This window comes from Kitasatospora sp. NPDC057692 (genome assembly GCF_042799475.1).
Classification (GTDB): domain Bacteria; phylum Actinomycetota; class Actinomycetes; order Streptomycetales; family Streptomycetaceae; genus Kitasatospora.
The window spans coordinates 1-23,443 of record NZ_JBHVIV010000113.1; the positions used below are offsets into that span (position 1 = coordinate 1).

The window sequence follows — 23,443 nt, forward strand, 5'->3', positions numbered from 1 at the left end:
TCGCCGACACCCTCCTCACCAGCCTCACCCCCGAACAACTGGCAGACGTGCTGCGCCCCAAGGTCGACGCCGCCTGGAACCTCCACGAACTGACCGAAGACCTGGACCTGTCCGCGTTCGTCCTCTTCTCCTCCATCACCGGCATCATCGGCAACGCCGGACAGGCCAACTACGCCGCCGCCAACACCTACCTCGACGCCCTCGCCCACCACCGCCACACCCACAACCTCCCCGCCACCTCCCTCGCCTGGGGACTCTGGGGCGGCGACACCAGCGGCATGGCCGACGAACTCTCCCACACCGACCTCGCCCGCATCGCCCGCTCCGGCATCGCCCCCCTCACCACCCTCCAAGGACTCCACCTCTTCGACACCGCCCTCACCACCAACCACCCCGCCCTCGCCCCCGTCCACCTCGACCTCACCAACCTGGACGACAACGCCTCGCCCGTCCTGCACGGCCTGGCCCCGGCCCGGCGCCGGCGTCCGTCGGCGGGGGCGGCGGCCGGCGGCGCCAGGGCCGCGAGCACGGGCGCGGGCGGGACGCCCCTCAGCGCCCGGCTCACCGGTCTCGGCGAGGAGGAGCAGCGGCGGATCGTCTTCGATCTCGTGGGCCAGTGCGTGGGCACGGTGCTGGGGCACTCGAACGCCGGTGGCCTGGACCTCGACCGAGGCTTCCTCGACATGGGCTTCGACTCGCTCACCGCGGTCGAACTGCGCAACCTGCTGATCAGCACCACCGGGCTGCGGCTGGGCGCGACGCTGGTGTTCGACCACCCGACTCCCGCCGCCCTGGCGTCCTACCTGCTGGCGCAGGCGGTCCCGGATCCGGCCGACGCGCTGCTGGCTGAACTCGACCGGTTCGAGGCGGCCTTCGCGCAGAAGCAGTCCGCGGACGAGGTCCGCGCGGGGCTCTCGGTGCGGTTGCAGGCGCTGCTCGCGTCGCTGAACGGCACCGGGGCCGGGGACGGCGTCCTCGACCAGATCGGCAGCGCGTCCGACGACGAGATCTTCGCCTTCATCGACAACGAACTCGGCGCCGGCTGACCGTCACCGACCGGCCGTCCGGGTGCCGGGCGGGGGCCCCGCGCCCGCCCGCACCCGGCGCACACCATGGAAGAGAGAGGCCATCAGATGGCAGAACTGACGATCGACAGCAGCCTCTGGCTGCGGCCCCTGCGGCCGGCGCCCGGCCCGGCGGACGCCCGGGTCCGGCTCCTGTGCTTTCCGCACGCGGGCGGCTCGGCCAGCTTCTTCCGGCCGCTGGCGGGCCGGTTCGACGCCGACGTCGACGTGCTGGCGGTCCAGTACCCGGGTCGCCAGGACCGCCGGGCGGAACCGGCCCTGGAGGACATCGGCCTCCTTGCGGACCGGATCCACGAGGCCTTCCGTCCGCCGGAGGGGCTGCCCTACGCCTTCTTCGGGCACAGCCTGGGGGCGGTCGTGGCCTTCGAGGTGGCGCGGAGGCTGGAGCGCGACGGGGAGCGCACGCCGGTGGTGCTCTTCGCCTCCGCGCGCCGGGCGCCCTCCCGGGCCGGCGGCGAGCAGGTCCACCTCCTCGACGACGACCAGGTCGTCGCCGAGATCCAGGCCCTCAGCGGCACGTCCGCCGACCTCCTCCTGGACGACGAATTGGTGCGCATGGTCCTCCCGGCCATCCGCAGCGACTACCGCGCGATCGAGACCTACCGCCTGGCACCCGACGCGACTCCCCTCCGCACCCCGATCGTCGCCCTGATCGGCGGCTCCGACCCCCGGGTCGACGTCGAGGAGAGCGCCGCGTGGAGCGAGCACACCTCGGCCGGCTTCGACCTCCAGGTCTTCCCGGGCGGCCACTTCTACCTCTCGGACCGGCCGACCGAGACCGCCGTGGCCACCGCCGTCACCACCCACCTGCGGTCCCGCCTCTGACGGCGGCCGCCGGGAGGCAGCCGGCCGAAGCGGCGCGCACAGCCGCTTCGGCCGGGGCGCTAGCCCACCGGACCGTCCGGGCTGCGGGCGGGACGGAGAGTGGTGACGACCGGCCAGATCAGGGTGTAGAGCAGGACTTTGGTGAGCGGGTTGAGCCAGACCAGCAGCGGCGCGCCCCGGTCGATGCCGCCGACCAGCGCCACCAGGCCGAAGATCAGGCCGACGCTGATCGCGTAGGCGAGCAGGAAGCGGAACCAGCCCGCCCAGGCGTCCGTGACGGCGGCCCGCCCGTACAGCTTCACCGGCGGGGGCGGCGGGGCCTCGGCGTAGCGGCGGGCGAACCGGGCGTCGGCCCAGCGGACCGTCCGGTGCCCGTAGACCACCGTGATGCCGAGGTAGGCCGCCGAGAGGCCGTGCCAGAGCGTCGGTTCGACGCCGTCACGGATGCTCAGCACGGTGGCCGCCAGCAGCACCACGTCGACCAGTGGGACGCAGAACAGCAGTGCGCCGCCCAGCCGGGGGCGGCCGAACGCGTAGCGCGCGGCCAGTCCGGCGGCCAGCAGGACCCAGAAGAGCACGTCGCAGGCGAGGATGAGCGTGAGCACGGCACGGCCCCCTTCGTCGTGACCCGTCCAACACTCATTGTGCCCACCGGGGGTGGCGGCGATACCGGTCCGCACGGCCGCTGTCCAGCCGCCACCCGGCCGTTCGGCTGCGGACCCCACAGCCGCCCCGCCCCGCCCGAGAACCGTCCGCACCGTCCGGCGCGGACGGCCGACCGCGCCGGACGGCCACCGCGCAGGTCGCGGTCAGCCCTCCCCCTCCCCCACCATGGCGTCGAGGACGCGCCGGTGCACCGGCTTCAGAGCGAGGACGAGCGCGACGAGGATCGCGTCCAGGATCAGCACGGAGGCCAGCGGCGGCAGCCACCGGGCCGCGACGGCGGCGACGGCGCAGGCCAGGCAGGCCAGCAGCCGGACGCCCCAGGCCTGCCCGGTGGAGGTGTAGTACCACCAGGCCTGGGTGATCACGTAGAGGATCGTTCCGCCGAACAGCAGCAGGCTGAGCGTGGCGCTGCCGTGGCCGGTGGGGTGGCCGATGGCGAGTTCGGCGCCGACGGCGAAGGTGACCAGGCCGGCGAGCGTGGGGTACTGGCCGCTCACGGCGTGCCGGACCGGCAGCAGGCGGTCGGCCGCGGTCGCGACGTGCCGGGCCAGGATGTCCTCGCCGCCCCGGAAGTAGCTCGCGCACAGGCACACCAGGGCGACGAACACCCCGAGGCCGGTGGTCACGGTGGGGGCGTCGACCGGGGCGGCGGAGATCGCCGTTCCGATGGTCAGGACGGTCTCGCCGAGCTGCAGGATGATGAACAGCCGGATCCGTTCCACCATGTGGTCGGCGTCGAACGCGAGGTCGCGCGAGCTGAGGACGCTCCCGGGCAGCGGGTGCGCCAGCCACACACCGATCATGTCGACCGCGGCGGCGACGGCCCACCAGGCCAGCCGCGGCCCGGAGCCGACGGCCGCCCCGGCGATCCAGAGCGGGACGGAGACGGCCGCCCAGGCGGTCACCCTGCGGTAGTGCCGGCGCAGGACGGCCGTCGGGGCGGTCGCGGCAGCCGTGACGTCGGTCAGGAGCAGGACGGCGACCAGCGGGACGACGAAGGCCCACGACCGGTCGGCGAACGCGTGCGGGACCTGGGCGTTCATGAACAGCCCCAGGCCCATCACCGCCAGGACCAGCCACCGCGTCCGGGGCAGCTCCACGTCCAGGAAGGTGGCGTCGAAGCTGGTCAGGGCCCAGCAGCTGAGCACCGCGACCAGCATCACCGCCGTCTCGGCCGCCCCGCGCCAGGACAGCTCCTCGTGCAGGTGCTCCGCGAGCTGGCCGATGGCGAAGACGAAGACCAGGTCGAAGAAGAGCTCCAGCGGGGCGACGCTCCGGCGCTGGACGGCGAACGGCGCGCAGGTCACGTCGCCCCGCCCCCTCGGGGCGCGTGGTGGCTCGGCATGGGCTCACGATCCGACGGCCCCGGGCACCGCGCAACGCGGGGTCCCGCCGCGCGACGCGGGATCCCGCCCGAACCGCCCGGGTGGGCTAACCCCCCGCGCACCTCCGCCCTCCGGTGGCAATCCTGGATCCGGCTGCCCGAGCGCCCGCCGGGCACCCTCGGCACTTCGAGAGAGGAGCAGCCGTCATGGAGGCGATGGAGGCGTCCGCACAGATCGGCGTGACGGGGCTCGCGGTGATGGGCCGCAACCTCGCCCGGAACCTCGCCCGCAACGGCTACACGGTCGCGGTGCACAACCGCACGCTGGGGCGGACCCGGGCGCTGGTCGAGGAGTTCGGCCACGAGGGCGCGTTCGTCCCGGCGCACTCGCCGCAGGAGCTGGTGGCCGCGCTGGAACGGCCCCGCCGGATCCTGATCATGGTGAAGGCCGGGCAGCCGACCGACGAGGTCATCGAGGAGTTCGCGCCGCTGCTGGACGCGGGCGACATGATCATCGACGGCGGCAACGCGCACTTCGCCGACACCCGCCGCCGCGAGCGGGCGCTGCGCGAACGCGGCCTCCACTTCGTCGGGACCGGCGTCTCCGGCGGCGAGGAGGGCGCGCTGCACGGCCCCTCGGTCATGCCCGGCGGCTCCCCCGAGTCCTACGCCGTGCTCGGCCCCATGCTGGAGCGGATCAGCGCCCACGTGGACGGCGAGCCGTGCTGCACCCATATCGGCACCGACGGGGCCGGCCACTTCGTGAAGATGGTGCACAACGGCATCGAGTACGCCGACATGCAGCTCATCGCCGAGGCCTACCAACTGCTGCGGGAGGTCGGCGGGTACAGCCCGGCCGAGATCGCCGAGGTCTTCCGCACCTGGAACGAGGGGCGGCTCGACTCCTACCTGATCGAGATCACCGCCGAGGTGCTCTCCCACGCCGACGCCGCCACCGGCCGGCCCTTCGTCGACGTCGTCCGGGACGCCGCCGAGCAGAAGGGCACGGGCCGCTGGACCGTGCAGACCGCGCTCGACCTCGGCTCCCCGGTCACCGCCATCGCCCAGGCCACCTTCGCCCGGGTCGCCTCCTCCCGGTCCGAGCTGCGGGCGGTCTACCGGCCCCTGTCGGCACGCAGCCCGGAGGTGATCCCGCACGAGCTCGGGCACGGCGTCCTCGACGTCGAGCGGGCCCTCTACGCCTCGAAGGTCATCGCCTACGACCAGGGGTGGACCATGATCCGCGACGCGGCGGCCGAGTACGGCTGGGACATCGACCTCGGGGCGGTGGCGAAGATCTGGCGCGGCGGCTGCATCATCCGGGCCGCGTTCCTCGACCGGATCCGCACCGCCCACGCCGCCGACCCGGGCCTGGTCAGCCTCCTCGCCGAGGAGCGGTTCGCGGCGGAGATCGCCGACGCCCTGCCGTCCTGGCGCTCGGTCGTGGCCACCGCCGCCCTCCGCGGGATCCCGGTGCCGGCGTTCTCGGCCGCGCTCGCGTACTACGACACGCTGCGCGGCGAGCACCTGCCCGCCGCGCTGATCCAGGGGCAGCGCGACTTCTTCGGCGCCCACACCTACCACCGCACCGACCGCGAGGGCAGCTACCACACGCGCTGGGCCGAGCCCGGGCGCCCGGAGGTCCGCACGGACACCGGGACGGCGTAGCCGCTCCGCCTTTCCCCCACCCACGAGAGGTGCCCCCGATGCAGATCGATCTCAGCGGACGTACCGCGCTGGTCACCGGTTCGACGGCGGGAATCGGCGCGGCGGCCGCGCAGTCGCTGGCCGCCGCCGGCGCCGACGTCGTGGTCAACGGCCGCAACGCCGACCGCGTCGCCGAGACGGCGAAGCGGATCGGCGGCCGCGGCATCGCCGCCGACGTCGGCACGGCCGCGGGCACCGCCGAGCTGGTCCGGCAGCTGCCCGACGTCGACATCCTGGTCAACAACACCGGCATCTTCGAGACCAAGCCCGTCTTCGAGATCCCCGACGAGGACTGGCTGCGGTTCTACGAGGTCAACGTGCTCTCCGGGGTGCGGCTGGCGCGCCACTACGCGCCGCGGATGGTCGCGCGCGGCTGGGGCCGGGTGATCTTCGTCAGCAGCGAGGCGGGCGTCCAGACCCCGCCCGACATGGTGCAGTACGGGATGACCAAGACCGCGCAGCTGGCCGTCTCCCGCGGCATGGCCCAGGAGGTCGCCGGCAGCGGGGTCACGGTGAACTGCGTGCTCCCCGGGCCCACGATGAGCGACGGCGTGCTGGCCATGTTCGACGAGCTCTACCCCGGCCTCGACGCCGCCGAGCAGGAGCGGCGCTACCTGGCCGAGAACCGGGCGGCCGCCTCCCTGCTCCGGCGCCTGATCCGCCCGCACGAGGTCGCCAGCATGATCACCTACGTGGCCTCCGAGCAGTCCTCGGCGACCACCGGCCGGGCACTCGGCGTCGACGGCGGTCTCCTGCCCACCATCCTCCCCTGACCGGGCACCTCGGGGACCGTCGGCGCCACCCCTTGCATTACCCGGCGCATGCAACTATTGTCTTCACATGTAAGGCGCTTCTGCATCCGTCCAGGCGCCCCACCCCCGGCCCTGCCGAGCGCCGCCGCGCGCCCCCTGCCGCGGCTCCGCCCGCAGTGCCGCCCTTCCCCCGAGGCGTCCGACCGTCCGTCCACGCCCCGGCCCCGCGTCCGGAACACCGTCATGTCCCGGCAGCACCGATCGAAAAGGCACCGTCATGTCCCTGAAGAACATCCTCCCCGGCAACCTCGGCTTCGGCACCGCCCCGCTCGGCAACATGTTCCGCGCGATCCCCGACGAGGAGGCCGCCGCCACCGTCGAGGCCGCCTGGGACCAGGGCGTGCGCTACTACGACACCGCCCCCTTCTACGGCGCCGGCCTCGCCGAGGAGCGCCTGGGCGAGATCCTGGCCGCCAAGCCCCGCGACGAGTACGTCCTCTCCACCAAGGTCGGCCGCGTCATCCTCGACGAGAAGGAGGAGGGCGCCCGCGACCTCGGCGAGAAGGGCGGCCTCTTCGAGCACGGCAACCCCAACAAGATCGTCCACGAGTGGACCGCCGCGGCCACCGAGCGCTCCATCGAGGACAGCCTCAAGCGCCTGCGCACCGACCGCCTCGACATCGTCTGGGTCCACGACATCGCCCAGGACTTCCACGGCGACGCCTGGTTGCAGAAGTTCGAGGAGGCCCGCACCGGCGCCTTCCGCGTCCTGTCCCGCCTGCGCGACGAGGGCGTCATCAAGGCCTGGGGCCTGGGCGTCAACAAGACCGAGCCGATCGAGATGACCCTCGCCCTCGACGAGCCGCAGCCCGACGGCTTCCTGCTGGCCGGCCGCTACACCCTCCTCGACCACGAGCACGCCCTCCAGCGGCTGCTGCCGCTGGCGCAGGAGCAGAACGTCGACATGGTCGTCGGCGGCCCCTACAGCTCCGGCGTCCTCGCCGGCGGCACCCACTTCGAATACCAGCCCGCCCCGCCCGCCATCCTGGAGAAGGTCGCCAAGCTGAAGGACCTCACCGCCCGCCACGGCGTCTCCATCAAGGCCGCCGCCCTCCAGTTCTCCCTCGCCCACCCCGCCTCCGCCGCCGTCATCCCCGGCGCCACCCGGCCCAGCCGCATCGCCGAGGACATCACCGCCCTCAACGAGGACATCCCCACCGCCTTCTGGACCGATCTGCGCACCACCGGCCTCGTCAGCCCCGCCGCCCCCCTGCCCCACGGCGCCTGAGCACCCACACCCCCACACCCCCACACCCGCCCCACCCCGCCACCGGCACCGAGAAGGACCAGACGTGGAAACCCGCACGACTCCGCTGTCACACCGCGCACACGCGACCGACGAGGAGCGCACCACCGCACCGGCAGGTCCGGGCACGTGGGCGGCCGCCGTCCTGGTCTGCCTCGCCGCCGGTGCCGGCCCGCTCATCGGCTTCTGGAGCTTCGCGCGCTGACGCCCGGAGAACCGTCACGCGCGAACGGCCGCGGCCCGGTCCGGGACACCCGTCCCGGACCGGGCCGCGGCCGTGCTCCCGACTGTGCGGAGTTCGCGCCGTTCAGCTGAGCTGCAGCAGGTTCCAGCTCTGGTTCGCCGTGTTCCACGCCTCGTCGGTGGTGATGCAGTCCCACTGCTGCAGGCGGGCCTGCTGACCGGGCGTCCCGGACCCGGCCTCCGAGTCCAGGCACCGTCCGGTGGCCCGGTTCTTCAGGATCATGGTCGTGGGGAAGCACATACAGGTGTGCCCCACCCACGCGGTGGTCCACTCGGCCGGTGCGTAGCCGGCGTCGCAGTACGGGTACTGGAGGATTCCGGTGCCGTTCGAGTAGGTCCCCGAGCGCCAGTCGAGCATCAGGCACTGGCCGGAGTGCCGGGCCTTGATCCGGAAGTACCCGTTCCCGCTGTCGAGCAGCTCGAACTCCTGGGAGGCGCTGGCGTTGTTCGGCCACAGGAAGACACCGGTGTACGCGGCGGTCGACGCCCACATGACGTCGGCGCGCAGCCCGGTCCGGACGTTCACGATCTCGTAGCGGGTGGGCTCCGCCGCCTGGGCGGGTGTGGAGCCGAACGCCGCGAACACGGCGAACGCCAGGGCCGCCACCAGGGCCGCCGGAGCGAGCCGGGACCGGCCGGGCCGTCGGGGCAGGGATATCCGCATGCTGTTTCCCTCCGCGGGTCTCGATGCCCGAGCCGATCGGCCCGGACAGCCCCCCACCCTGGGGCCGCGGCCTGTGCACCGACCTTGCGGCCGTCTTGCGGCCCAGCCAGCATGGGGGCCGGGACGTTTCGCATGCGCTGTTGATCACATGGGGGGTACATGTGGACTTCCGGCCGGTCGGCTTCCAGCTGTCGGGCGAGATCGAGGTGCGGTCGGCGGGCCGACTCCTCGACGTCGGGACGCCACGGCAGCAGGTGGTCCTGGCCGCGCTGCTCGTCGACGCCCGAAGACCGATCACGATCGAGGCCCTCGTCGACCGGGTCTGGGGCCACGCCCCGCCCGCCAACCCCCGGCCCGTGCTGTACGCGCACCTGAGCCGGATCCGGGGGCTGCTGCGACAGACGGCCGCCCCCGACGGCGGCACCGCGGCGCGGATCGAGCGCCGCCACGCCGGCTACGTCCTGGACGTCGACCCCGACCTGGTGGATCTCCACCGTTTCCGCCGACTGGTCGAACAGGCCCACGACCGACAGCACGACGACGAGGCCCGGTCCGCGACCCTCGCCGAGGCACTGCACCTGTGGCGCGGCGAGCCCCTGGCCGGCCTCTCGGGCGACTGGGCCGCGCAGATCCGGGCGAGCTGGCACCAACGACGCCTGGACGCGGCGGTGCGGTGGGCCCGGACGGAACTCCGACTCGGCCGCCCCACCGCGGTCATCTCCACCGTGCCCGACCTCACCACCGAGTACCCGCTGGCCGAACCCCTGGAGCACGTCCTGATCCAGGCCCTGCACGCGGCCGGGCGGGAAGCGGAGGCCCTCGACCGCTACGGCACCGTCCGACGACGACTGGCCGAGGAACTGGGCGCCGGCCCCGGCCGGGAGCTCCGGACCCTCTACCGGACCGTCCTGATCGGCGATCCGCCCCCGAAAGCCGCCGTCCCCCGCCCTCCCCGGCAACCCCGGCCCGCGCCTCCCCCGCCCGCCGACCCCACCACGGCATCGAACCCCAAGCGCGTGAGCACGCCCCACCGACGCGCCCTCCTGACCCTCCTGGCCGCCGTACTCCTCCCCGCGGCGGCATCGGCCCACGTCCTCGGGCGTGCCACCTGCGACCGGCCCGAGACCGACGACCCCTCACCCGCCCCGGTCGAACGCGCACAGGAACTCTTCGCCGCCGCAGAGGCCCTCGACCGGGAGAACAACCCGCAGGACGCCCGAACGACCACCGCGGACGCGACACAGCTCTGGGCGGACCTCATCACCCTCGACCCCGACCGCAACGCCCCACCCCTCGCCCCCACCGTCCTCCAGGCACTCGCCAGGTCCGGCGTGGACTTCAGCGTCCCCCGCCCCGCCCTCCTCAGCTGGCTCGCCAACCCCCTCCACACCCCCTACCCGGCGATCTCCCAGGCGATCCTCCTCCACGGCTGGCGCTTCACCGCCCCCGTCTTCCTCGACGCCATCGTCTGGAACTACGAACACACCCCCGACCACCCCTCCCCCCGCACCCTCCCCGAGGTCCACACCCCCACCCTGAAGGCCGCCATCCTGGAACACACCCGTACCCGCCACGGCACCCACCCGACCGACTTCGACCAGCTCCTCCCACCCTGACCGCCCACCGCCCGCCCCACCCACTCCGTCTCGGTTCGCTGTGCCGGTCGCGGGAAGGGCCGTGACCCGAGCCCGTCCCACCGCGTCGCTCCTGCTCGGATCGACCTGGCCGTCACACGGCGACCCTGCGTCGCGCTTCCAGAAGGACATGACGGTACGTCATCGTGAAGTGCCCGGCGGTGGGCCGGTCAGGTGGGGGTGGGGAGATGGGGGCGGACGTGGGTGGCGGCTTCGGGGCCGTAGGTGGTGGCGAGGCGGCTGAGGAAGGTTTCGGGCTGGAAGTCGTACTCCTGGGTGCCGACGGATTCCAGGGCCAGGGTGGCGAGCAGGCAGCCGACTTCGGCGGCGGCCCGTAGGGAGAGGCCCCAGGTGTCCGCGGCGAGGACGCCGGCGCGGAAGGCGTCGCCGACGCCCGTCGGGTCGGCGCGGCGCAGTTCGCGGGGCGGGCGGACGTCGATGGGCGGGTGGCCCTGGCGTTCGATCCGGACGCCGTCCGCGCCCAGGGTGGTGAACTAGCTGCCGACGCGCTTGAGCAGGTCGTCCTCGGTGAGGCCGGTGCGCCGCAGCAGCAGGCTCCGTTCGTAGGCGTTGGTGAAGAGCAGGGCCGCGCCGTCCACCAGGGCGAGGGCCTGTTCGCCGGTGAGGCGGGCGAGTTGCTGGGAGGGGTCGGCGGCGAACGGGATGCCGGCGCTGCGGGCCTCCTCGGTGCGGCGCAGCATCGCGCCGGGGTCGTCGGGGCCGATCAGCACGATCCGGGCCGGGCCGGTGCGGGCCAGGACCTCGTGCAGGTCGATGTCGGCGGCCCGGCTCATCGCGCCGGGGTAGAAGGAGGCGATCTGGTTCTGGTCCTGGTCGGTGGTGCACAGGAAGCGGGCGGTGAACAGTTCGGGGTCGGTGAGCACGCCCCGGGTGTCGACGCCGTTGGCGCGCAGCCAGGTGTCGTACTCGGTGTGGTCGGCGCCGACCGCCCCGACCAGCACGGGCCGCAGTCCGAGCCGGCCCAGCCCGAGCGCGATGTTGGCGCCGACGCCGCCACGCCGGATCTCCAGGCCGTCGACCAGGAAGGAGAGCGAGACGCGGTCCAGTTCCCCGGGCAGGAGCTGTTCGGCGATGCGGCCGGGGAAGGTCATCAGGTGGTCGGTGGCGATGGAGCCGCTGACCACCACGGCGCCGTGTTCAGACACCGGCGGCCGCCTTGAGTTCCTGGACGCGGTCGGTGCGCTCCCAGGTGAAGTCCGGCAGCTCGCGGCCGAAGTGCCCGTACGCGGCGGTCTGCGCGTAGATCGGCCGCAGCAGGTCCAGGTCCCGGATGATCGCGGCCGGCCGCAGGTCGAAGACCTCCACCACGGCCTCCTGGATCTTCAGCACGTCCACCGTCTCCGTGCCGAAGGTCTCCACGAACAGGCCCACCGGCTCGGCCTTCCCGATCGCGTACGCCACCTGCACCTCGGCCCGCCGCGCCAGACCCGCCGCCACGATGTTCTTCGCCACCCACCGCATCGCGTACGCCGCCGAACGGTCCACCTTCGACGGGTCCTTGCCCGAGAACGCCCCGCCCCCGTGCCGTGCGAAACCGCCGTACGTGTCGATGATGATCTTCCGGCCCGTCAGACCCGCGTCGCCCATCGGACCACCGATCTCGAACCGGCCGGTCGGGTTCACCAGCAGCCGGTGCTCCGAGGCGTCGATGGCGAATTCGGCCAGTACGGGTTCTACCACGTGCTCGCGGATGTCGGGGGTGAGCAGCGACTCCAGATCGATGTCGCCGGCGTGCTGCGAGGAGACCACCACGGTGTCCAGGCGGACGGCCCGGTCCCCGTCGTACTCGACGGTGACCTGGGTCTTCCCGTCCGGCCGCAGGTACGGGATCGTCCCGTTCTTGCGGACCTCCGACAGCCGGCGGGCCAGCCGGTGCGCCAGCGTGATCGGCAGCGGCATCAGCTCCGGCGTCTCGTCCGAGGCGTACCCGAACATCAGCCCCTGGTCGCCCGCCCCCTGCCGGTCCAGGTCGTCCCCGTCCTGGCCGTCGCCGGTGCCCCCGACCCGGGCCTCGTACGCGGTGTCCACACCCTGCGCGATGTCCGGCGATTGCGCGCCGATCGACACCGACACACCGCAGGACGCCCCGTCGAAGCCCTTCTTCGAGGAGTCGTAGCCGATCTCCAGGATCTTCTCCCGCACCAGCTGCGCGATCGGCGCGTACGCCTTCGTGGTGACCTCGCCGGCGATGTGCACCAGGCCGGTGGTGATCAGCGTCTCGACCGCGACCCGGGACTTCGGGTCCTCCTTGAGCAGGGCGTCGAGAATGGTGTCGCTGATCTGGTCAGCGATCTTGTCCGGGTGTCCCTCGGTGACGGACTCGGAGGTGAACAGGCGCTTGGCCATCTGGTTCTCCCTGAGGTCGTGGCGGGTCATGGCAGTTCGTGGCGCTTCACAGCGGACCGCGGCGGTGCCCGGCGGCACACAGCGGTTCATGGCACTTGACGGCACTCGACAGCACTTGACGGCATGTCACGGCGGCAATCCGGACGGGCCCGCGGCTACCAGCCCCGCTGTCGGGCGGCCGGCACCCCGGGCGAGCGGAGCAGCGCGACGAGTTCCCGCCGCCGGGCCCGGTCCTGGTCGGTCTCGGTGGACAGGTCGAGCTGGACGATGTCCACCCCGGCCGCCCGCAGCTGGTTGATCCGGCGGGCGACGGTGGCGGGCGAGCCCGCGTACGTGGCGGCGAAGGAGCGGCGGACGTAGGCGGCCACCTGCTCGCCCGGCCGTTCCTCGGCGGCCCGGCCCCGCTCGCGGTCGCGGTCCAGGGCGACGGCCTGGGCGAACCGGTGGCCGTCCGGGCCGGCGGTGAGCCGCAGTGCCTCCCGGCGCAGTTCGCGGACCTTGTCCCGGGCGGCCTCGTCGGTGTCGGCCAGCACCAGGGTGAGGTGCCGCCAGATCCGCACCACCCGCCCGAACCCGGCTGCCGCCGCCCGGACTTCGGCTATCCGGCGGCGGGTGTCGGGCAGCGGAAGGGCGGGTATGGCGTACACCTCGGCATGCTGGGCCGCCAGCCGTACGCCCTGCGGGGAGGAGCCCCCGAAGGAGAGCAGTTCGCCGCGCGGCTCGGGCCGCAGCCCGGGGCGGGCGCCCTGGACGCGGTAGAACTCGCCGCTGTGGTCGAACTCCTCCTCCGCCGTCAGTGAGCGGCGCAGCAGGGTGAGGTACTCGTCGGCGCGCCGGTAGCGGTCCTGCTTGCCGAGCAGGTCGCCGTCCCTGGCGACGTCGAGGTCGCTGGAGCCGACGATCACATGGGCCGCCGCCCGGCCGCCCGACAGCCGGTCCAGGGTGGCCAGTTGGCGGGCGGCGACGGTGGGTGCGGTGGTGCCGACGCGGTGGGCGACGGCGATCCGCAGCCGGCTGGTGGCGGCCAGCGCCCAGGTGGCCACCAGCCACGGGTCCGGCCAGGAGCTGGACTGCACCACGAGGGCGCTGTCCAGCCCGTCCTCCTCGTTCTCGCGGGCCGTCCGGGCGACGTGCCCGGGGTCGGCGGCGCGCTCCGGCAGGTCCGGGGCGAAGCGCAGCGCCTGCCGCTCGCGCGGTGTCCGGCCGTGCACGGGGGCGGCTCTCACGCCGCCCCGGATCTCCAACTCCATTGCCCTGCCTTCGCATTCGTTCGTTCACGGGGGGTACGCGCCCTGCCCGGGCCCCTGCCGGGTCGCACCTGGACAGGGGCCGGGTGCCATGGACCGGGCGCGCTGCCCGGCGGCGCTACCCGGCGGCCGGGCCGAGCCGCGCCAGGGTGTCCAGCAGCCGGGACCGGCTGACGAACACCTCGGGCGGCAGCGACACGTACAGCTGGATGGTGGTGACGCCGGGCCGGTGGTACCGCAGGATGCGCTCCCGGCACTCCTCGGGCGAGCCGGAGACGAACAGGCCGTCGACCACCTCGTCCGGCAGCGCCCGCTGCGAGCCCTCCGGGTCGCCGGCCGCCCAGCGCTCGTGGGCCTCCTTCAGCAGTTCGCCGTGGCCCAGCCACTCGTGGAACTTGCGGTAGGGCTCGCGATTGAGGATCCAGGCCAGGAACGGCCGGGAGGCCCGGTGCGCGTAGTCGGCGTCCTCGGTGGGGCAGACGAACACCTTGACCACCAGTTCCTTGCCCGGCGGCTGCGGCCCGACGGCGTCCAGCACCTTGGGCACGTCCTCGGGGAAGAGCAGGTTGGTGATCGCGCCGTCGCCCTCGTTGAAGCCGAGCTTCAGCATGCCGGGGCGCAGCGCGCCCAGGATCACCTTGACCGGTTCGACGGGCGGGTGCGGCAGCCGGTAGCCGGTGATCGAGAAGGTGTCGAAGTCCCCGGCGATGTGCTCGCCGCGCAGTGCCCGGGTGAGGAAGCGCAGCACGTCCCGGGTGCGCTTGAACGGTTCGTCGAAGGGGATGCCGTTGATGTCGGTGACGTGCGCCGGCACGGAGGCTCCGATTCCCAGCAGCAGTCGGCCGGGAGCGAGTTGGGCCAGGGTGGCGGCGGTCTGGGCGAGCACGGCGGGGCCCCTGGTGTGCACCGGGACGATGCCGGTGCCGATCCGCAGCGACGGGGACCAGGCGGCGGTGGCGGCCAGCGGGGTGAAGGCGTCGGTGCCGCCGCCCTCGGCGCTCCAGACGTCGGTGTACCCGAGTTCCGGCAGCCGTTCGACGATGAAGCGGTGCCGGTCGATGGTCAGGCCGGGCAGTGGGAGGGTGATGCCCCACTTCGGCGGCTCGGCGCGGCGGTCGGGTGCGTGCGGGGTGGTCATCGAGCGGCCTTCTCTCGTACGGGGGTCACTTCTTGCCGACCCAGACGGTGGTCAGGTCGATGAACCAGGACTGCGGCTGCACCAGGCCCTGCACCTTGGGCGAGAGGGCGCGCGGGTTGCGGTCGTTGACCACGAACAGCCAGGGCGCGTCGGCGGTCACCAGGGAGAGCGCCTGCCGGTAGTCGGCCTGCCGCTTGGCCTGGTCGGGCTGGGCGGAGGCGGACTTCAGCAGTTCGTCGACCTTGGGGTTGCTGTAGTGGCCCGTCCAGAACGGGCTCTTGGAACCGACGAACAGCGGCAGCAGCGCCTCGGACTGGAACAGTGTGGTGGACTGCGCGATGGCGTCCGAGCCGAGCGCGACCTGGCCCTTGGCCTCGGCGCCGATCAGCGTGGACCAGTCGGTGGTGCGCAGTTCGGCCTTGATGCCGACGGCTGCCAGGTCGCGCTGGATGGCCTCGGCGATCGGCACGGGCAGCAGGTTGCCGGAGCCGCCGGTGGGCACCGTGACGGAGGTGCTGAAGCCGTCGGCCACCCCCGCCTCGGCGAGCAGCGCCTTGGCCTTGGCCGGGTCGTAGCCGTAGGCGTCGCCGGCCGGGTCGTAGGCGAAGGTGGCGCGCGGGGCGGCCTGGAGGGCCGGGTCGGCGGTGCCGCGCAGCAGCTTCTCGGCGATGGCCTGCCGGTTGACGGCGAAGTTGGCGGCCTTGCGCACCCGGGGGTCGTTCCAGGGCGCCTTGGAGGTGTCGAGGATCCAGTACCAGATGTGGTCGTAGCTGTTGGTGGCGATCCGGACGCCGTCCCGCTGGAGGCTCTCGATGTCGTCGGGGTTGGGGTACTCGATCCAGTTGACCCCGCCGGAGCGCAGTGCGGCGGTGCGGGCGGCGGCGTCCGGCAGCGGCTTGACGATCAGCCGGTCCAGTTTGGGCGCGCCGCGCCAGTAGGACTTGTTGGCGGTCAGTTCGATCTGCTGGCCCTCGGTGAGCGAGACGAAGGAGAACGGGCCGGTGCCGACGGGCTGCTTGGCGAAGTCCTTGGAGCCGGTCTTCCGCACCGCGGTGGGGCTGGCGATCAGGACGTGCGCCAGGTCCTCGGGGAAATGGCCGTTGGGGTCCTTGGTGACCAGTTCGACGTGGTCGGCGTCGAGCTTGCGGTAGGTGGTGATGGAGCCCGCGTACTCCTCGGCGGCGGCGCCGATCGCGTCGGTGTAGTACTCGCTCTGCTTGTTGAGGTAGCGGTCCAGGTTGAACAGCACGGCGTCGGCGTCGAAGGGGGTGCCGTCCTGGAAGGTGACGCCCTTGCGCAGCGTGAAGGTCCAGGTGCGGGAGTCCTCGGCGACCTTCCAGGACTCGGCGAGCGCGCCGGTGACGGCCGGCGGGCGGTCGGTGGCGGACAGGTCGTAGCGGGTCAGGCCCTCGTAGATCTGGAAGCTGACCAGCCGCTTGCCCTCGAAGCCGGCCCCGCCGATCACGGTGTCGGGGTTGGGCAGCTTGCCGGTGGCGCCGACCACCAGGGTGCCGCCCCGACCCTCGCCGCCGACGGCCGGGGACGCCGCCTCCTCGCCGCAGCCCGCGGCGGCGAGCAGCACGACGGCGGCGGCCGGCAGCGCGCCGGCTCTGGGGCTGATGCGGGCGGGGCGGTGGTGCGTCATGGCTGTTCCTTGTCACTGGTCGGGTCGGCGGTACGGGGACGGGGAAGGGCGGCGGAGGGGCGGCGGAGGGGCGGCCGCGGGGCGCGCGGTCGGGGGCCGGAAGGGCGGCGACGGGGCGGCGGGACGTGCGGTGGTGGACGGGCTCAGTGGCGGGCGCCCTGGACGACGGGCGCCGGCCCGCACTCGGCGGCCGCCAGCAGGGCCCGGGTGTACGGGTGGGCGGGGGCCGACCACAGGGTGTCGGCGGTGCCCTCCTCGACCACCCGACCGTGCCTCAGCACCAGCACCCGGTGCGCGATCCGGCGGACCACCGCCAGGTCGTGCGAGATGAACAGGTAGGCCAGGCCGGTGCGTTGCTGGAGTCCGGCGAGCAGGCCCAGCAGGCGTTCCTGCACCGCGGGGTCCAGGGCGGAGGTCGGCTCGTCGCAGACCACCAGGTCCGGCCGGGTGGCCAGGGCCCGGGCCACGGCCACCCGCTGGAGCTGACCACCGGACAGCTCCCGGGGGTAGCGCGCGGCCAGCTCGGCGCCCAGGCCGACCTGCCCGAACAGCTCCGCCACGGCGGCGGGCCGCTCCCGGCGCGGGGTGCCGTGCAGGCGCAGCGCGGTGGCCACCGCCTCGCCGGCCCGCAGCGCGGGGTTGAGGGAGCCGCGCGGGTGCTGCGGTACGAACTGGAGCCGGGCACGGACGGGTCGGGCCCGCCGCCCGCGCAGCCCGTACGGGTCCTGTCCGGCGAACCGGACGGTGCCCTCGTCGGGGGCGAGCAGGCCCAGGGCGAGCCGGGCCAGCGTGGACTTGCCGGAGCCGGACTCGCCGACCAGGCCGACCGTCTCGCCGGGTGCCACCCGCAGGCTGACGCCGTCGAGGGCGAGGGTGCCCCGGCGGAAGCCCTTGCGGACCCCGGTGATCTCCAGCAGCGGCGTGCCGGCGGACTCGGCGTTCATCGACGGCCTCCCGGTTCGGCGGCCGCCAGGCCATCGGCAGCATCGGCGGCGGCATCGGCATCGGCATCGGCATCGGCATCGGCGGCAGGGTCGGCATCGCCATCGGCGGCGGTGCCGGGACTCGCGCCGAGCACCTGCTCGATCGGCCCGGTGCCCAAGATCCGGCCGGCCCGCAGCACGGCCACCCGGCCGCCGATCCGGCGGGCCGCCGTCAGGTCGTGGGTGACCAGCAGCAGGGCGATGCCGCGCCGGCGGCGCAGTTCGTCGAAGAGGTCGAGGACGCGTCCCCGCACCAGCGCGTCCAGGGCGGTGGTGGGCTCGTCCGCGATCAGCAGCTCGGGGCCGCAGCAGACCGCGATGGCGATGGCCGCGCGCTGGCGCAGCCCGCCGGAGAGTTCGTGCGGGTAGGCGCGGGCGACGCGCTCCGGCTCCGCCACCCCGGCCTCGGCGAGCAGGGCGGGCACGGCCTCCCGGGCGGCCCGGCGGCCGTCGGCCCGGCGGTGGCGCAGCAGGACTTCGGCGAGCTGCGGGCCGATCCGGCGCAGCGGGTCCAGCGAGCCGGTCGGGTCCTGCGGGACGTAGCCGATCCGGGCGCCGCGCACCCGGGACCAGCCCCGGGCGTCCAGGGCCCGCAGGTCGGTGCCGGAGAGCGTCACCGAGCCGCTGACCCGGGCCCCGCGCCCGGGCAGGCCGAGCACCGTACGGGCGGCGGTGGTCTTGCCGCTGCCGGACTCGCCCAGCAGGACCAGCGCCTCGCCCGCGTCGACGGAGAAGGAGACCCCGTCCACCGCCCGGACTCCGCCGGGGTACTCCACGGCCAGTCCGGCCACGTCCAGGACACTCATCGGCCCGCCTCCGGAAGGTGTGCTCCGCTGTCGCCGATCCGTCGGCGCAGCCGCTCGCCGAGGGTGTTGAAGACCACCGAGACCAGCAGGATCACCAGGGCCGGCTGCACCGCCACCCACGGGTGGGTGAACAGGCTGGGGCGCAGCTCGTCGAGCATCGCGCCCCACTCGGCGGTGGGCGGCGCCACGCCCAGGCCCAGGAAGGACAGCCCGGCCGCGTACACCACGGACAGGCCGACCAGCGAGGCCGCGTACACCAGCACCACCGGTGCGACCACCGGCACCACCTGGCGCACCGCCAGGTCCAGCCCGCCGGCCCCGCTGACCCGGGCGGCCTCCAGGTACTCGGCGGTGCGGATGCGCCGCACCTCGGTGAAGGCCACCCGGGCCACCGCCGGGGTGAGCACCACCGAGAGCGCGAGCACGGTGGCGCCCAGGCCGGGCCGCAGCAGGGTGGCCACCGCGATGGCGAGCAGCACCCCGGGGAAGGCGTACAGCACGTCGAGGGTACGCAGCAGCGCCTGCTCGGTGACCCGGCCGCCCAGCCCGGCGGCGATGCCCAGCAGGGTGCCGACGGTGACGGCCACCAGCACCGGTACCAGGCCGCCGACCAGCGAGGCCCGGCCGGCCCAGATCAGCCGGCTGAGCACGTCCCGGCCCTGGCCGTCGGTGCCGAGCGGGTGGCCGGGGGCGCCCGGGTCGAGCAGCCGGTCCTCCAGCGAGCCGACCGCCGGGTCGTACGGGGCCACCAGCGGCGCGCCGAGGGCGAGCAGCACCAGCAGGGCGGCGGCCCCGGCGGAGAGCAGCAGCAGGACGTCCCGGGGGGCGCGCCGGACGGCTCCGGGCTCGACGGGTCCGGCGGGTCCGGCGGGTCCGGCGGGTCCGGCGGGTTTGGCGGTCAGCGTCACGGTCAGCTCCGCACGCGCGGGTCGATCGCCGCGTGCGCGGCGTCCACCAGCAGGTTGATCCCGACGAAGGCGACCGCCACCACCAGCACCCCGCCCTGGACGAGCGGCAGGTCGCGGGCGGTCAGCGCGTCGTACAGCAGCCGGCCGACGCCCGGCCAGGCGAACAGGGTCTCCACGAAGACCACGCCCTCCAGCAGGTAGGCGAGTTGCAGGCCGCCGATGGTCAGCAGGGCCGGCGAGGCGTTGTGCACGCAGTGCCGCAGCACCGCGGACCGGCTCAGGCCGCGGGCCCGCAGGCTGTCTGCCAACTCCCCCGCCAGCACGGCGGAGAGCGCCGCCCGGAACACCTTGGCCGTCAGGCCCAGCGGTACGAATGCGGCCGCCACGGCGGGCAGCACCAGGTGGCGCAGCAGGTCGCCCGCGCCGCCGTCGCCGAACACGTCGTGGGTGCCACCGGCCGGCAGCCAGCGCAGGTTGACCGCGAACACCGCGATCAGCAGCAGCGCCACCGAGTACTGCGGCGCGGAGACCGCCAGCGTGCCCAGGGCGTCGCACAGCCGGCCCAGCGGGCCGTTCGGCCGCAGCGCGCCGAGGGCCCCCAGCAGCACCCCGCCGGCCAGCACCAGCAGGAAGGCGGCGCCGGCCAGCAGCAGGGTCTGGCCGAGCGCGGAGCCGAGCAGTTCGGTCACCGGGCGCTGCGCCGAGATGGAGACCCCGAGGTCGCCGCCGGCCGCCTCGCCCAGCCAGCCGAGGTAGCGCAGCGGCAGCGGCTCGTCCAGGCCCAGTCGTTCGGACAGCTCCCGGCGGGCCTCCGGCGGGGCGCCCGGCCCCAGCAGCGCGGTCAGCGGATCGCCCGGCACCAGGGCCACCGTGGCGAACACCACCACCGTCACCCCGAGCAGGGTCGGCACCGCGAGCAGCAGGCGGCGCAGCAGGAACCCGGTCATCCGCGCACCCCTCGGGGCTGGGCCTCGCCGGGTCGGGCGGCCGTCCGGTGGTCGGCGGCGGGCATGGCGGAATTCCTTTCCGGACGGGGGCCGGTGGCACCGGCGGGCGGTCTGCGGGGAACCTTCGAGGTGGGGCGGCCCTGGCGGCGGGCCGGGACGCGCCGGAACGGTCCGGGGCACGTCGGAACGGCTCGGCGCACCGGGTGGGCGGCGGAAGGTCGACGTCATGAAGGTCGCGGATGAGCGGCGTTGACAACCAGTCAGCAGTTCATGCTGTTACCCCAGGTCATAGGATCTGCCGCGCGGGGCAGCCGGCTACCGCCTCCGCCGGACCGCCGTCCCGTCCTTGACCTGCTACGAGGCCCGGAACTACCCTGCTGGCATGGCAATCCGGCGGACCGGCTTCACCCTGGTCGGTATCGGCGGCTCGTGGCACCGCAGGTGTTTCGACGAGCTGTGTCCTCGCGCTCTCCAGCGCTGACGCCGAGCCCCGACCCCGGCAGCAGCGCTCCCGCACCAGGCCCGTACGCCCCGCCGTCGGCCGCCTCCGGCCCACGACCTCCGTACCAGGCCCCGCCGCAGCAGCCGTGCCCACGAGCCGGCCCGCCACGTCCGAGGGGACCGCACCCGCCATGCCGCAGTACGCCCTGTCGCAGTACGCCCCCCAGCGCGCCCTCCCCACCGGCGCCCGCGACCCGCATCCGCACCGGGTCCCGCACCGGGGCAGCGCCCGCCGGCTCTCCCACATCGGCGTCGGCCCGGTGATCGGGGCCGAGGCACTGCACAGCGAGATCGACAACCCGCTCGACCTGATCGTCGGTCACCAGTTGCTGGCCGAGCCCGGCCCGCAGCCCGCCGCACCCGCCGCCGCCTGCGACTGCGGGCACCCGATGTGCGGCAGCGAGGCGGCCGCGGCCGGCGCCACCCGGGTCTTCCTGGTCGAACGGCACCCCGTGGCCAGTGCCGGCCTGCGGTCCGTACTGGCCACGGCGCCGGGACTGACCGTGGTCGGCAGCACCGGGGACCCGGCCTCCGCCGTGGCCGCCGTCCGCCGGGTCCGGCCGGACCTCGTCCTGCTGGGCCGGGGCGCCTCGCTCGGCGAGGACCTGGCCGCCGCCGCCGCCCTGCGCGGGCCGGAGGGCGCCCCGGACACCCGGGTCGTCCTGCTGCGACGCGCCGAGTCCACCGCCGAGGCCAGCCGCATCCTGCTGGCCGGCGCCGTCGGCTGCTTCCCGCTGGACCTGCCCGAGGACCGCATCATCGCCGCCGTCCAACTCGCCGCCGCCGGCGGCTCGGTCTTCCTCCCCGCCCCGCCCCCGGCCCGCGTCCACCCCGCCAGCCTGGCCGGCCAGGCCGCCGAACCGCCGCTCCAGCAGGTCGGCCTGACTGAACGCGAACGCGAAGTCCTCGCCCAGCTCGCCCGGGGCCTCAGCAACGCCGAGATCGGCCGCGAACTCGCCCTCGCGGAAGCCACCGTGAAGAAGCACCTCACCTCCGCCATGCGCAAGACCGGCCACTCCGACCGCCTCCGCGCCGCTCTCTACGCCCACCGCCACGGCCTCGCCGGCTGACCCACCACCGACCTCGGGGGCGCGAGGAACCGCGCGCGGCGCCAGACCCCGCCCCGCACCCGACCCACCCACAACACCCCCACCCACCCCAGCCACCGCACGCCCCCGAGGGCGACCTTCGGCGCACTCCCGGTCTCCGATCGTCGCCACCAGTGGGTCCGTTCGGGGCTACTCCCCCCACCACCCCCCTTCATACGGTTGCGACACCGCGATCCGCCGAAGGGAGTGACCCGTTGAGCATCCCGCCCGAGGGGGCCGTACCGCCCGCGCCGGCCACCGCCGTTCTGCCGGTGGCCGGCCCCGGTCTGCCGCCCGAGCTGCCCCCGTCCCCGTACCGTTCGATGCCGGACGCCGAGCGTTCGGCGCTGTGGCGCCGCCGCCTGCACGAGGCCGAGGCCGGCCTGACCAGGTTCCTGGTGTCCCGTGGGGACGAGGTCCACCTGACCGACTGGTTCGCCCTGCAGTCCGCCGTGTTCGCGGACCTCCCCGAGGAGGGTTCCGCCGGCGCGCCCGAGTGGCAGCGGGTGTTCTTCCGGGGCCAGGCGCTGATGGAGCGCTTCCTGGTGTCCCGGTACGGCGAGCCGGTGCTCGCCGAGTGGGCCCGGTCGAACGCCGAGGTGCACCGCGAGGTGGAGCCGGACTACGGCCGCGGCGCCGCCGACCCGATGCACCGCCTCGCCCGCCAGGCCGAACTGTACGGCTCCGACTACGAGTTCGACGATGACCACAGCACCGGCCAGGACCCTGCGGAGCACTCCGCACTGACCATCACCCACTGCGCCATCTGGGACTACCGCGAGCAGGCCCGCCGATCCGGTGTCCGCCTCACCCTGGCCTCCCCCTGCACGTACTGCACGGAGGCGGTGTCCTCCAACATCCGCGCCAAGGGCTTCCGCCCGGCCGTCCGGCTGCTGAGCGGCCCGACGGGCCACGGCTGCCGCTGGGAGGCCTCGGCCCCTTCCGATTCCGACCCCCGCCAGGAGGCGTGATGTGCGGCGTGACAGGCTGGCTGGACTGGGAGGCGGACCTGCGCCGCGAGGAGCGGACGGTCCGGGAGATGACCCGCACCCTGGCATGCCGGGGCCCGGACGCCGAGGGGGTGTGGCTGTCCCGGCACCTCGCGCTGGGCCACCGCCGGCTGTCGGTGATCGACCTGGACGGCGGCGTGCAGCCGCTGGCGGACGCCCCGCACGCCCCGCAGGTCGTCCTGGGCTACAACGGCGAGCTGTACAACTACCGTGAGCTGCGGCGCGAGCTGGAGGGCCACGGGCACGTCTTCCGGACGGACTCGGACACCGAGGTGCTGCTGCGCGCGCATCTCCAGTGGGGCGCCGCCGCCCCCGAGCGCTTCAACGGAATCTTCGCCTACGCCCTGTGGAACGCCCGCGATGAGGAACTGCTGCTGGTCCGGGACCACCTGGGGATCAAGCCGCTCTACTGGCACGCCCACCGCTCGGGGGTGCTGTTCGGCTCCGAGCCGAAGGCCCTGCTGGCCAATCCGCTGTTCCGCGCCGAGCTGGACGCCCAGGGCGTGGCCGAGCTCTTCGCGCTGCCCGCCGCCCCGACCGCCGGCCACGGGCTCTTCCGGGGGCTGAACGAGGTCCGGCCGGGCCGACTGGTACGGG

Annotated in this window: 21 protein-coding genes and 1 pseudogene; 10 read left to right on the top strand and 12 right to left on the bottom strand. The window is 74.2% G+C overall.

Annotated features, from left to right (window positions below):
* Both ACFVFS_RS36640 and ACFVFS_RS36645 read left to right on the top strand, forming a co-directional pair.
* Positions 1-1,046: beta-ketoacyl reductase (locus ACFVFS_RS36640; RefSeq protein WP_380629290.1), on the top strand; the 1,046-nt coding region annotated here is incomplete at its 5' end.
* 87 nt (positions 1,047-1,133) lie between these two features.
* Positions 1,134-1,910 carry a thioesterase II family protein gene (locus ACFVFS_RS36645; RefSeq protein ID WP_380629291.1) on the top strand — a complete coding sequence of 259 codons (777 nt, stop codon included), beginning with the start codon at positions 1,134-1,136 and terminating at the stop codon, positions 1,908-1,910.
* Positions 1,911-1,969: 59 nt separating this feature from the next.
* Here ACFVFS_RS36645 and ACFVFS_RS36650 read toward each other — a convergent pair whose 3' ends face one another.
* A complete protein-coding gene (locus ACFVFS_RS36650) occupies positions 1,970-2,515 on the bottom strand; it encodes a hypothetical protein (protein ID WP_380629292.1) in 546 nt (181 codons plus the stop codon).
* A gap of 204 nt (positions 2,516-2,719) precedes the next feature.
* Positions 2,720-3,883: a low temperature requirement protein A gene (locus ACFVFS_RS36655; protein WP_380629293.1), complete on the bottom strand. Its 1,164-nt coding sequence runs from the start codon at positions 3,881-3,883 to the stop codon at positions 2,720-2,722.
* Between the two features lie 233 nt (positions 3,884-4,116).
* Between ACFVFS_RS36655 and gndA the strand changes: the two genes are divergently transcribed.
* From gndA to ACFVFS_RS36675, 4 genes are all read left to right on the top strand, one after another.
* Positions 4,117-5,568: an NADP-dependent phosphogluconate dehydrogenase gene (gene gndA / locus ACFVFS_RS36660; protein WP_380629310.1), complete on the top strand. Its 1,452-nt coding sequence runs from the start codon at positions 4,117-4,119 to the stop codon at positions 5,566-5,568.
* 38 nt (positions 5,569-5,606) lie between these two features.
* Positions 5,607-6,380 (top strand): SDR family NAD(P)-dependent oxidoreductase, encoded by a 774-nt coding sequence (locus ACFVFS_RS36665; protein ID WP_380629294.1) that lies wholly within the window; start codon positions 5,607-5,609, stop codon positions 6,378-6,380.
* 256 nt (positions 6,381-6,636) lie between these two features.
* Positions 6,637-7,647: an aldo/keto reductase gene (locus ACFVFS_RS36670; protein WP_380629295.1), complete on the top strand. Its 1,011-nt coding sequence runs from the start codon at positions 6,637-6,639 to the stop codon at positions 7,645-7,647.
* A 64-nt stretch (positions 7,648-7,711) separates the two neighbouring features.
* On the top strand, positions 7,712-7,870 hold the full coding sequence (locus tag ACFVFS_RS36675; RefSeq protein ID WP_380629296.1) for a hypothetical protein: 159 nt from the start codon (positions 7,712-7,714) through the stop codon (positions 7,868-7,870).
* 102 nt (positions 7,871-7,972) lie between these two features.
* Here the strand turns inward: ACFVFS_RS36675 and ACFVFS_RS36680 are convergent, their stop codons facing one another.
* The gene (locus ACFVFS_RS36680; protein ID WP_380629297.1) at positions 7,973-8,572 is read right to left on the bottom strand and encodes an RICIN domain-containing protein; all 600 of its coding nucleotides are present in this window, start codon (positions 8,570-8,572) and stop codon (positions 7,973-7,975) included.
* Positions 8,573-8,733: 161 nt separating this feature from the next.
* Here ACFVFS_RS36680 and ACFVFS_RS36685 point away from each other — a divergent pair, with 161 nt between their 5' ends.
* On the top strand, positions 8,734-10,188 hold the full coding sequence (locus tag ACFVFS_RS36685) for a BTAD domain-containing putative transcriptional regulator (RefSeq protein ID WP_380629298.1): 1,455 nt from the start codon (positions 8,734-8,736) through the stop codon (positions 10,186-10,188).
* Between the two features lie 188 nt (positions 10,189-10,376).
* Here ACFVFS_RS36685 and ACFVFS_RS36690 read toward each other — a convergent pair.
* The 9 genes and pseudogenes from ACFVFS_RS36690 to ACFVFS_RS36730 all read right to left on the bottom strand — a co-directional run bounded on the left by ACFVFS_RS36690 (position 10,377) and on the right by ACFVFS_RS36730 (position 20,247).
* A pseudogene (locus ACFVFS_RS36690) lies at positions 10,377-11,318 on the bottom strand (carbohydrate kinase family protein).
* A gap of 46 nt (positions 11,319-11,364) precedes the next feature.
* Positions 11,365-12,573: a methionine adenosyltransferase gene (metK, locus tag ACFVFS_RS36695; RefSeq protein ID WP_380629312.1), complete on the bottom strand. Its 1,209-nt coding sequence runs from the start codon at positions 12,571-12,573 to the stop codon at positions 11,365-11,367.
* 155 nt (positions 12,574-12,728) lie between these two features.
* Positions 12,729-13,823 (bottom strand): LLM class flavin-dependent oxidoreductase, encoded by a 1,095-nt coding sequence (locus ACFVFS_RS36700; protein WP_380629299.1) that lies wholly within the window; start codon positions 13,821-13,823, stop codon positions 12,729-12,731.
* Positions 13,824-13,938: 115 nt separating this feature from the next.
* Positions 13,939-14,958, bottom strand: a complete 1,020-nt coding sequence (locus ACFVFS_RS36705; protein WP_380629300.1) for an LLM class F420-dependent oxidoreductase — start codon at positions 14,956-14,958, stop codon at positions 13,939-13,941.
* Between the two features lie 25 nt (positions 14,959-14,983).
* On the bottom strand, positions 14,984-16,603 hold the full coding sequence (locus ACFVFS_RS36710) for an ABC transporter substrate-binding protein (RefSeq protein ID WP_380629301.1): 1,620 nt from the start codon (positions 16,601-16,603) through the stop codon (positions 14,984-14,986).
* Positions 16,604-16,746: 143 nt separating this feature from the next.
* Positions 16,747-17,547: an ABC transporter ATP-binding protein gene (locus tag ACFVFS_RS36715; RefSeq protein WP_380629302.1), complete on the bottom strand. Its 801-nt coding sequence runs from the start codon at positions 17,545-17,547 to the stop codon at positions 16,747-16,749.
* The gene (locus tag ACFVFS_RS36720; protein WP_380629304.1) at positions 17,544-18,392 is read right to left on the bottom strand and encodes an ATP-binding cassette domain-containing protein; all 849 of its coding nucleotides are present in this window, start codon (positions 18,390-18,392) and stop codon (positions 17,544-17,546) included. The genes ACFVFS_RS36715 and ACFVFS_RS36720 overlap by 4 nt, the downstream gene beginning before the upstream one ends.
* The gene (locus ACFVFS_RS36725) at positions 18,389-19,300 is read right to left on the bottom strand and encodes an ABC transporter permease (protein WP_380629305.1); all 912 of its coding nucleotides are present in this window, start codon (positions 19,298-19,300) and stop codon (positions 18,389-18,391) included. Before ACFVFS_RS36725 ends, ACFVFS_RS36720 begins: the two co-directional genes overlap by 4 nt.
* 2 nt (positions 19,301-19,302) lie before the next feature.
* On the bottom strand, positions 19,303-20,247 hold the full coding sequence (locus tag ACFVFS_RS36730) for an ABC transporter permease (RefSeq protein WP_380629306.1): 945 nt from the start codon (positions 20,245-20,247) through the stop codon (positions 19,303-19,305).
* A 632-nt stretch (positions 20,248-20,879) separates the two neighbouring features.
* Here ACFVFS_RS36730 and ACFVFS_RS36735 point away from each other — a divergent pair.
* From ACFVFS_RS36735 to ACFVFS_RS36745, 3 genes are all read left to right on the top strand, one after another.
* Entirely contained in the window at positions 20,880-21,818 is a 939-nt protein-coding gene (locus tag ACFVFS_RS36735; protein ID WP_380629307.1) for a LuxR C-terminal-related transcriptional regulator, read from the top strand.
* 233 nt (positions 21,819-22,051) lie between these two features.
* Positions 22,052-22,807 (top strand): hypothetical protein, encoded by a 756-nt coding sequence (locus ACFVFS_RS36740; protein ID WP_380629308.1) that lies wholly within the window; start codon positions 22,052-22,054, stop codon positions 22,805-22,807.
* Positions 22,807-23,443: asparagine synthetase B family protein (locus ACFVFS_RS36745; RefSeq protein ID WP_380629309.1), on the top strand; the 637-nt coding region annotated here is incomplete at its 3' end. The genes ACFVFS_RS36740 and ACFVFS_RS36745, both read left to right, overlap by 1 nt.

Excerpts from the sequence above, each read along its gene's own strand:
- ACFVFS_RS36645 (WP_380629291.1), top strand. The coding sequence starts at position 1,134 with ATGGCAGAACTGACGATCGACAGCAGCCTCTGGCTGCGGCCCCTGCGG.
- gndA (WP_380629310.1), top strand. The coding sequence starts at position 4,117 with ATGGAGGCGTCCGCACAGATCGGCGTGACGGGGCTCGCGGTGATGGGC.
- ACFVFS_RS36665 (WP_380629294.1), top strand. The coding sequence starts at position 5,607 with ATGCAGATCGATCTCAGCGGACGTACCGCGCTGGTCACCGGTTCGACG.
- ACFVFS_RS36670 (WP_380629295.1), top strand. The coding sequence starts at position 6,637 with ATGTCCCTGAAGAACATCCTCCCCGGCAACCTCGGCTTCGGCACCGCC.
- ACFVFS_RS36680 (WP_380629297.1), bottom strand. The coding sequence starts at position 8,572 with ATGCGGATATCCCTGCCCCGACGGCCCGGCCGGTCCCGGCTCGCTCCG.
- metK (WP_380629312.1), bottom strand. The coding sequence starts at position 12,573 with ATGGCCAAGCGCCTGTTCACCTCCGAGTCCGTCACCGAGGGACACCCG.
- ACFVFS_RS36700 (WP_380629299.1), bottom strand. The coding sequence starts at position 13,823 with ATGGAGTTGGAGATCCGGGGCGGCGTGAGAGCCGCCCCCGTGCACGGC.
- ACFVFS_RS36705 (WP_380629300.1), bottom strand. The coding sequence starts at position 14,958 with ATGACCACCCCGCACGCACCCGACCGCCGCGCCGAGCCGCCGAAGTGG.
- ACFVFS_RS36710 (WP_380629301.1), bottom strand. The coding sequence starts at position 16,603 with ATGACGCACCACCGCCCCGCCCGCATCAGCCCCAGAGCCGGCGCGCTG.
- ACFVFS_RS36715 (WP_380629302.1), bottom strand. The coding sequence starts at position 17,547 with ATGAACGCCGAGTCCGCCGGCACGCCGCTGCTGGAGATCACCGGGGTC.
- ACFVFS_RS36720 (WP_380629304.1), bottom strand. The coding sequence starts at position 18,392 with ATGAGTGTCCTGGACGTGGCCGGACTGGCCGTGGAGTACCCCGGCGGA.
- ACFVFS_RS36730 (WP_380629306.1), bottom strand. The coding sequence starts at position 20,247 with ATGACCGGGTTCCTGCTGCGCCGCCTGCTGCTCGCGGTGCCGACCCTG.
- ACFVFS_RS36735 (WP_380629307.1), top strand. The coding sequence starts at position 20,880 with ATGCCGCAGTACGCCCTGTCGCAGTACGCCCCCCAGCGCGCCCTCCCC.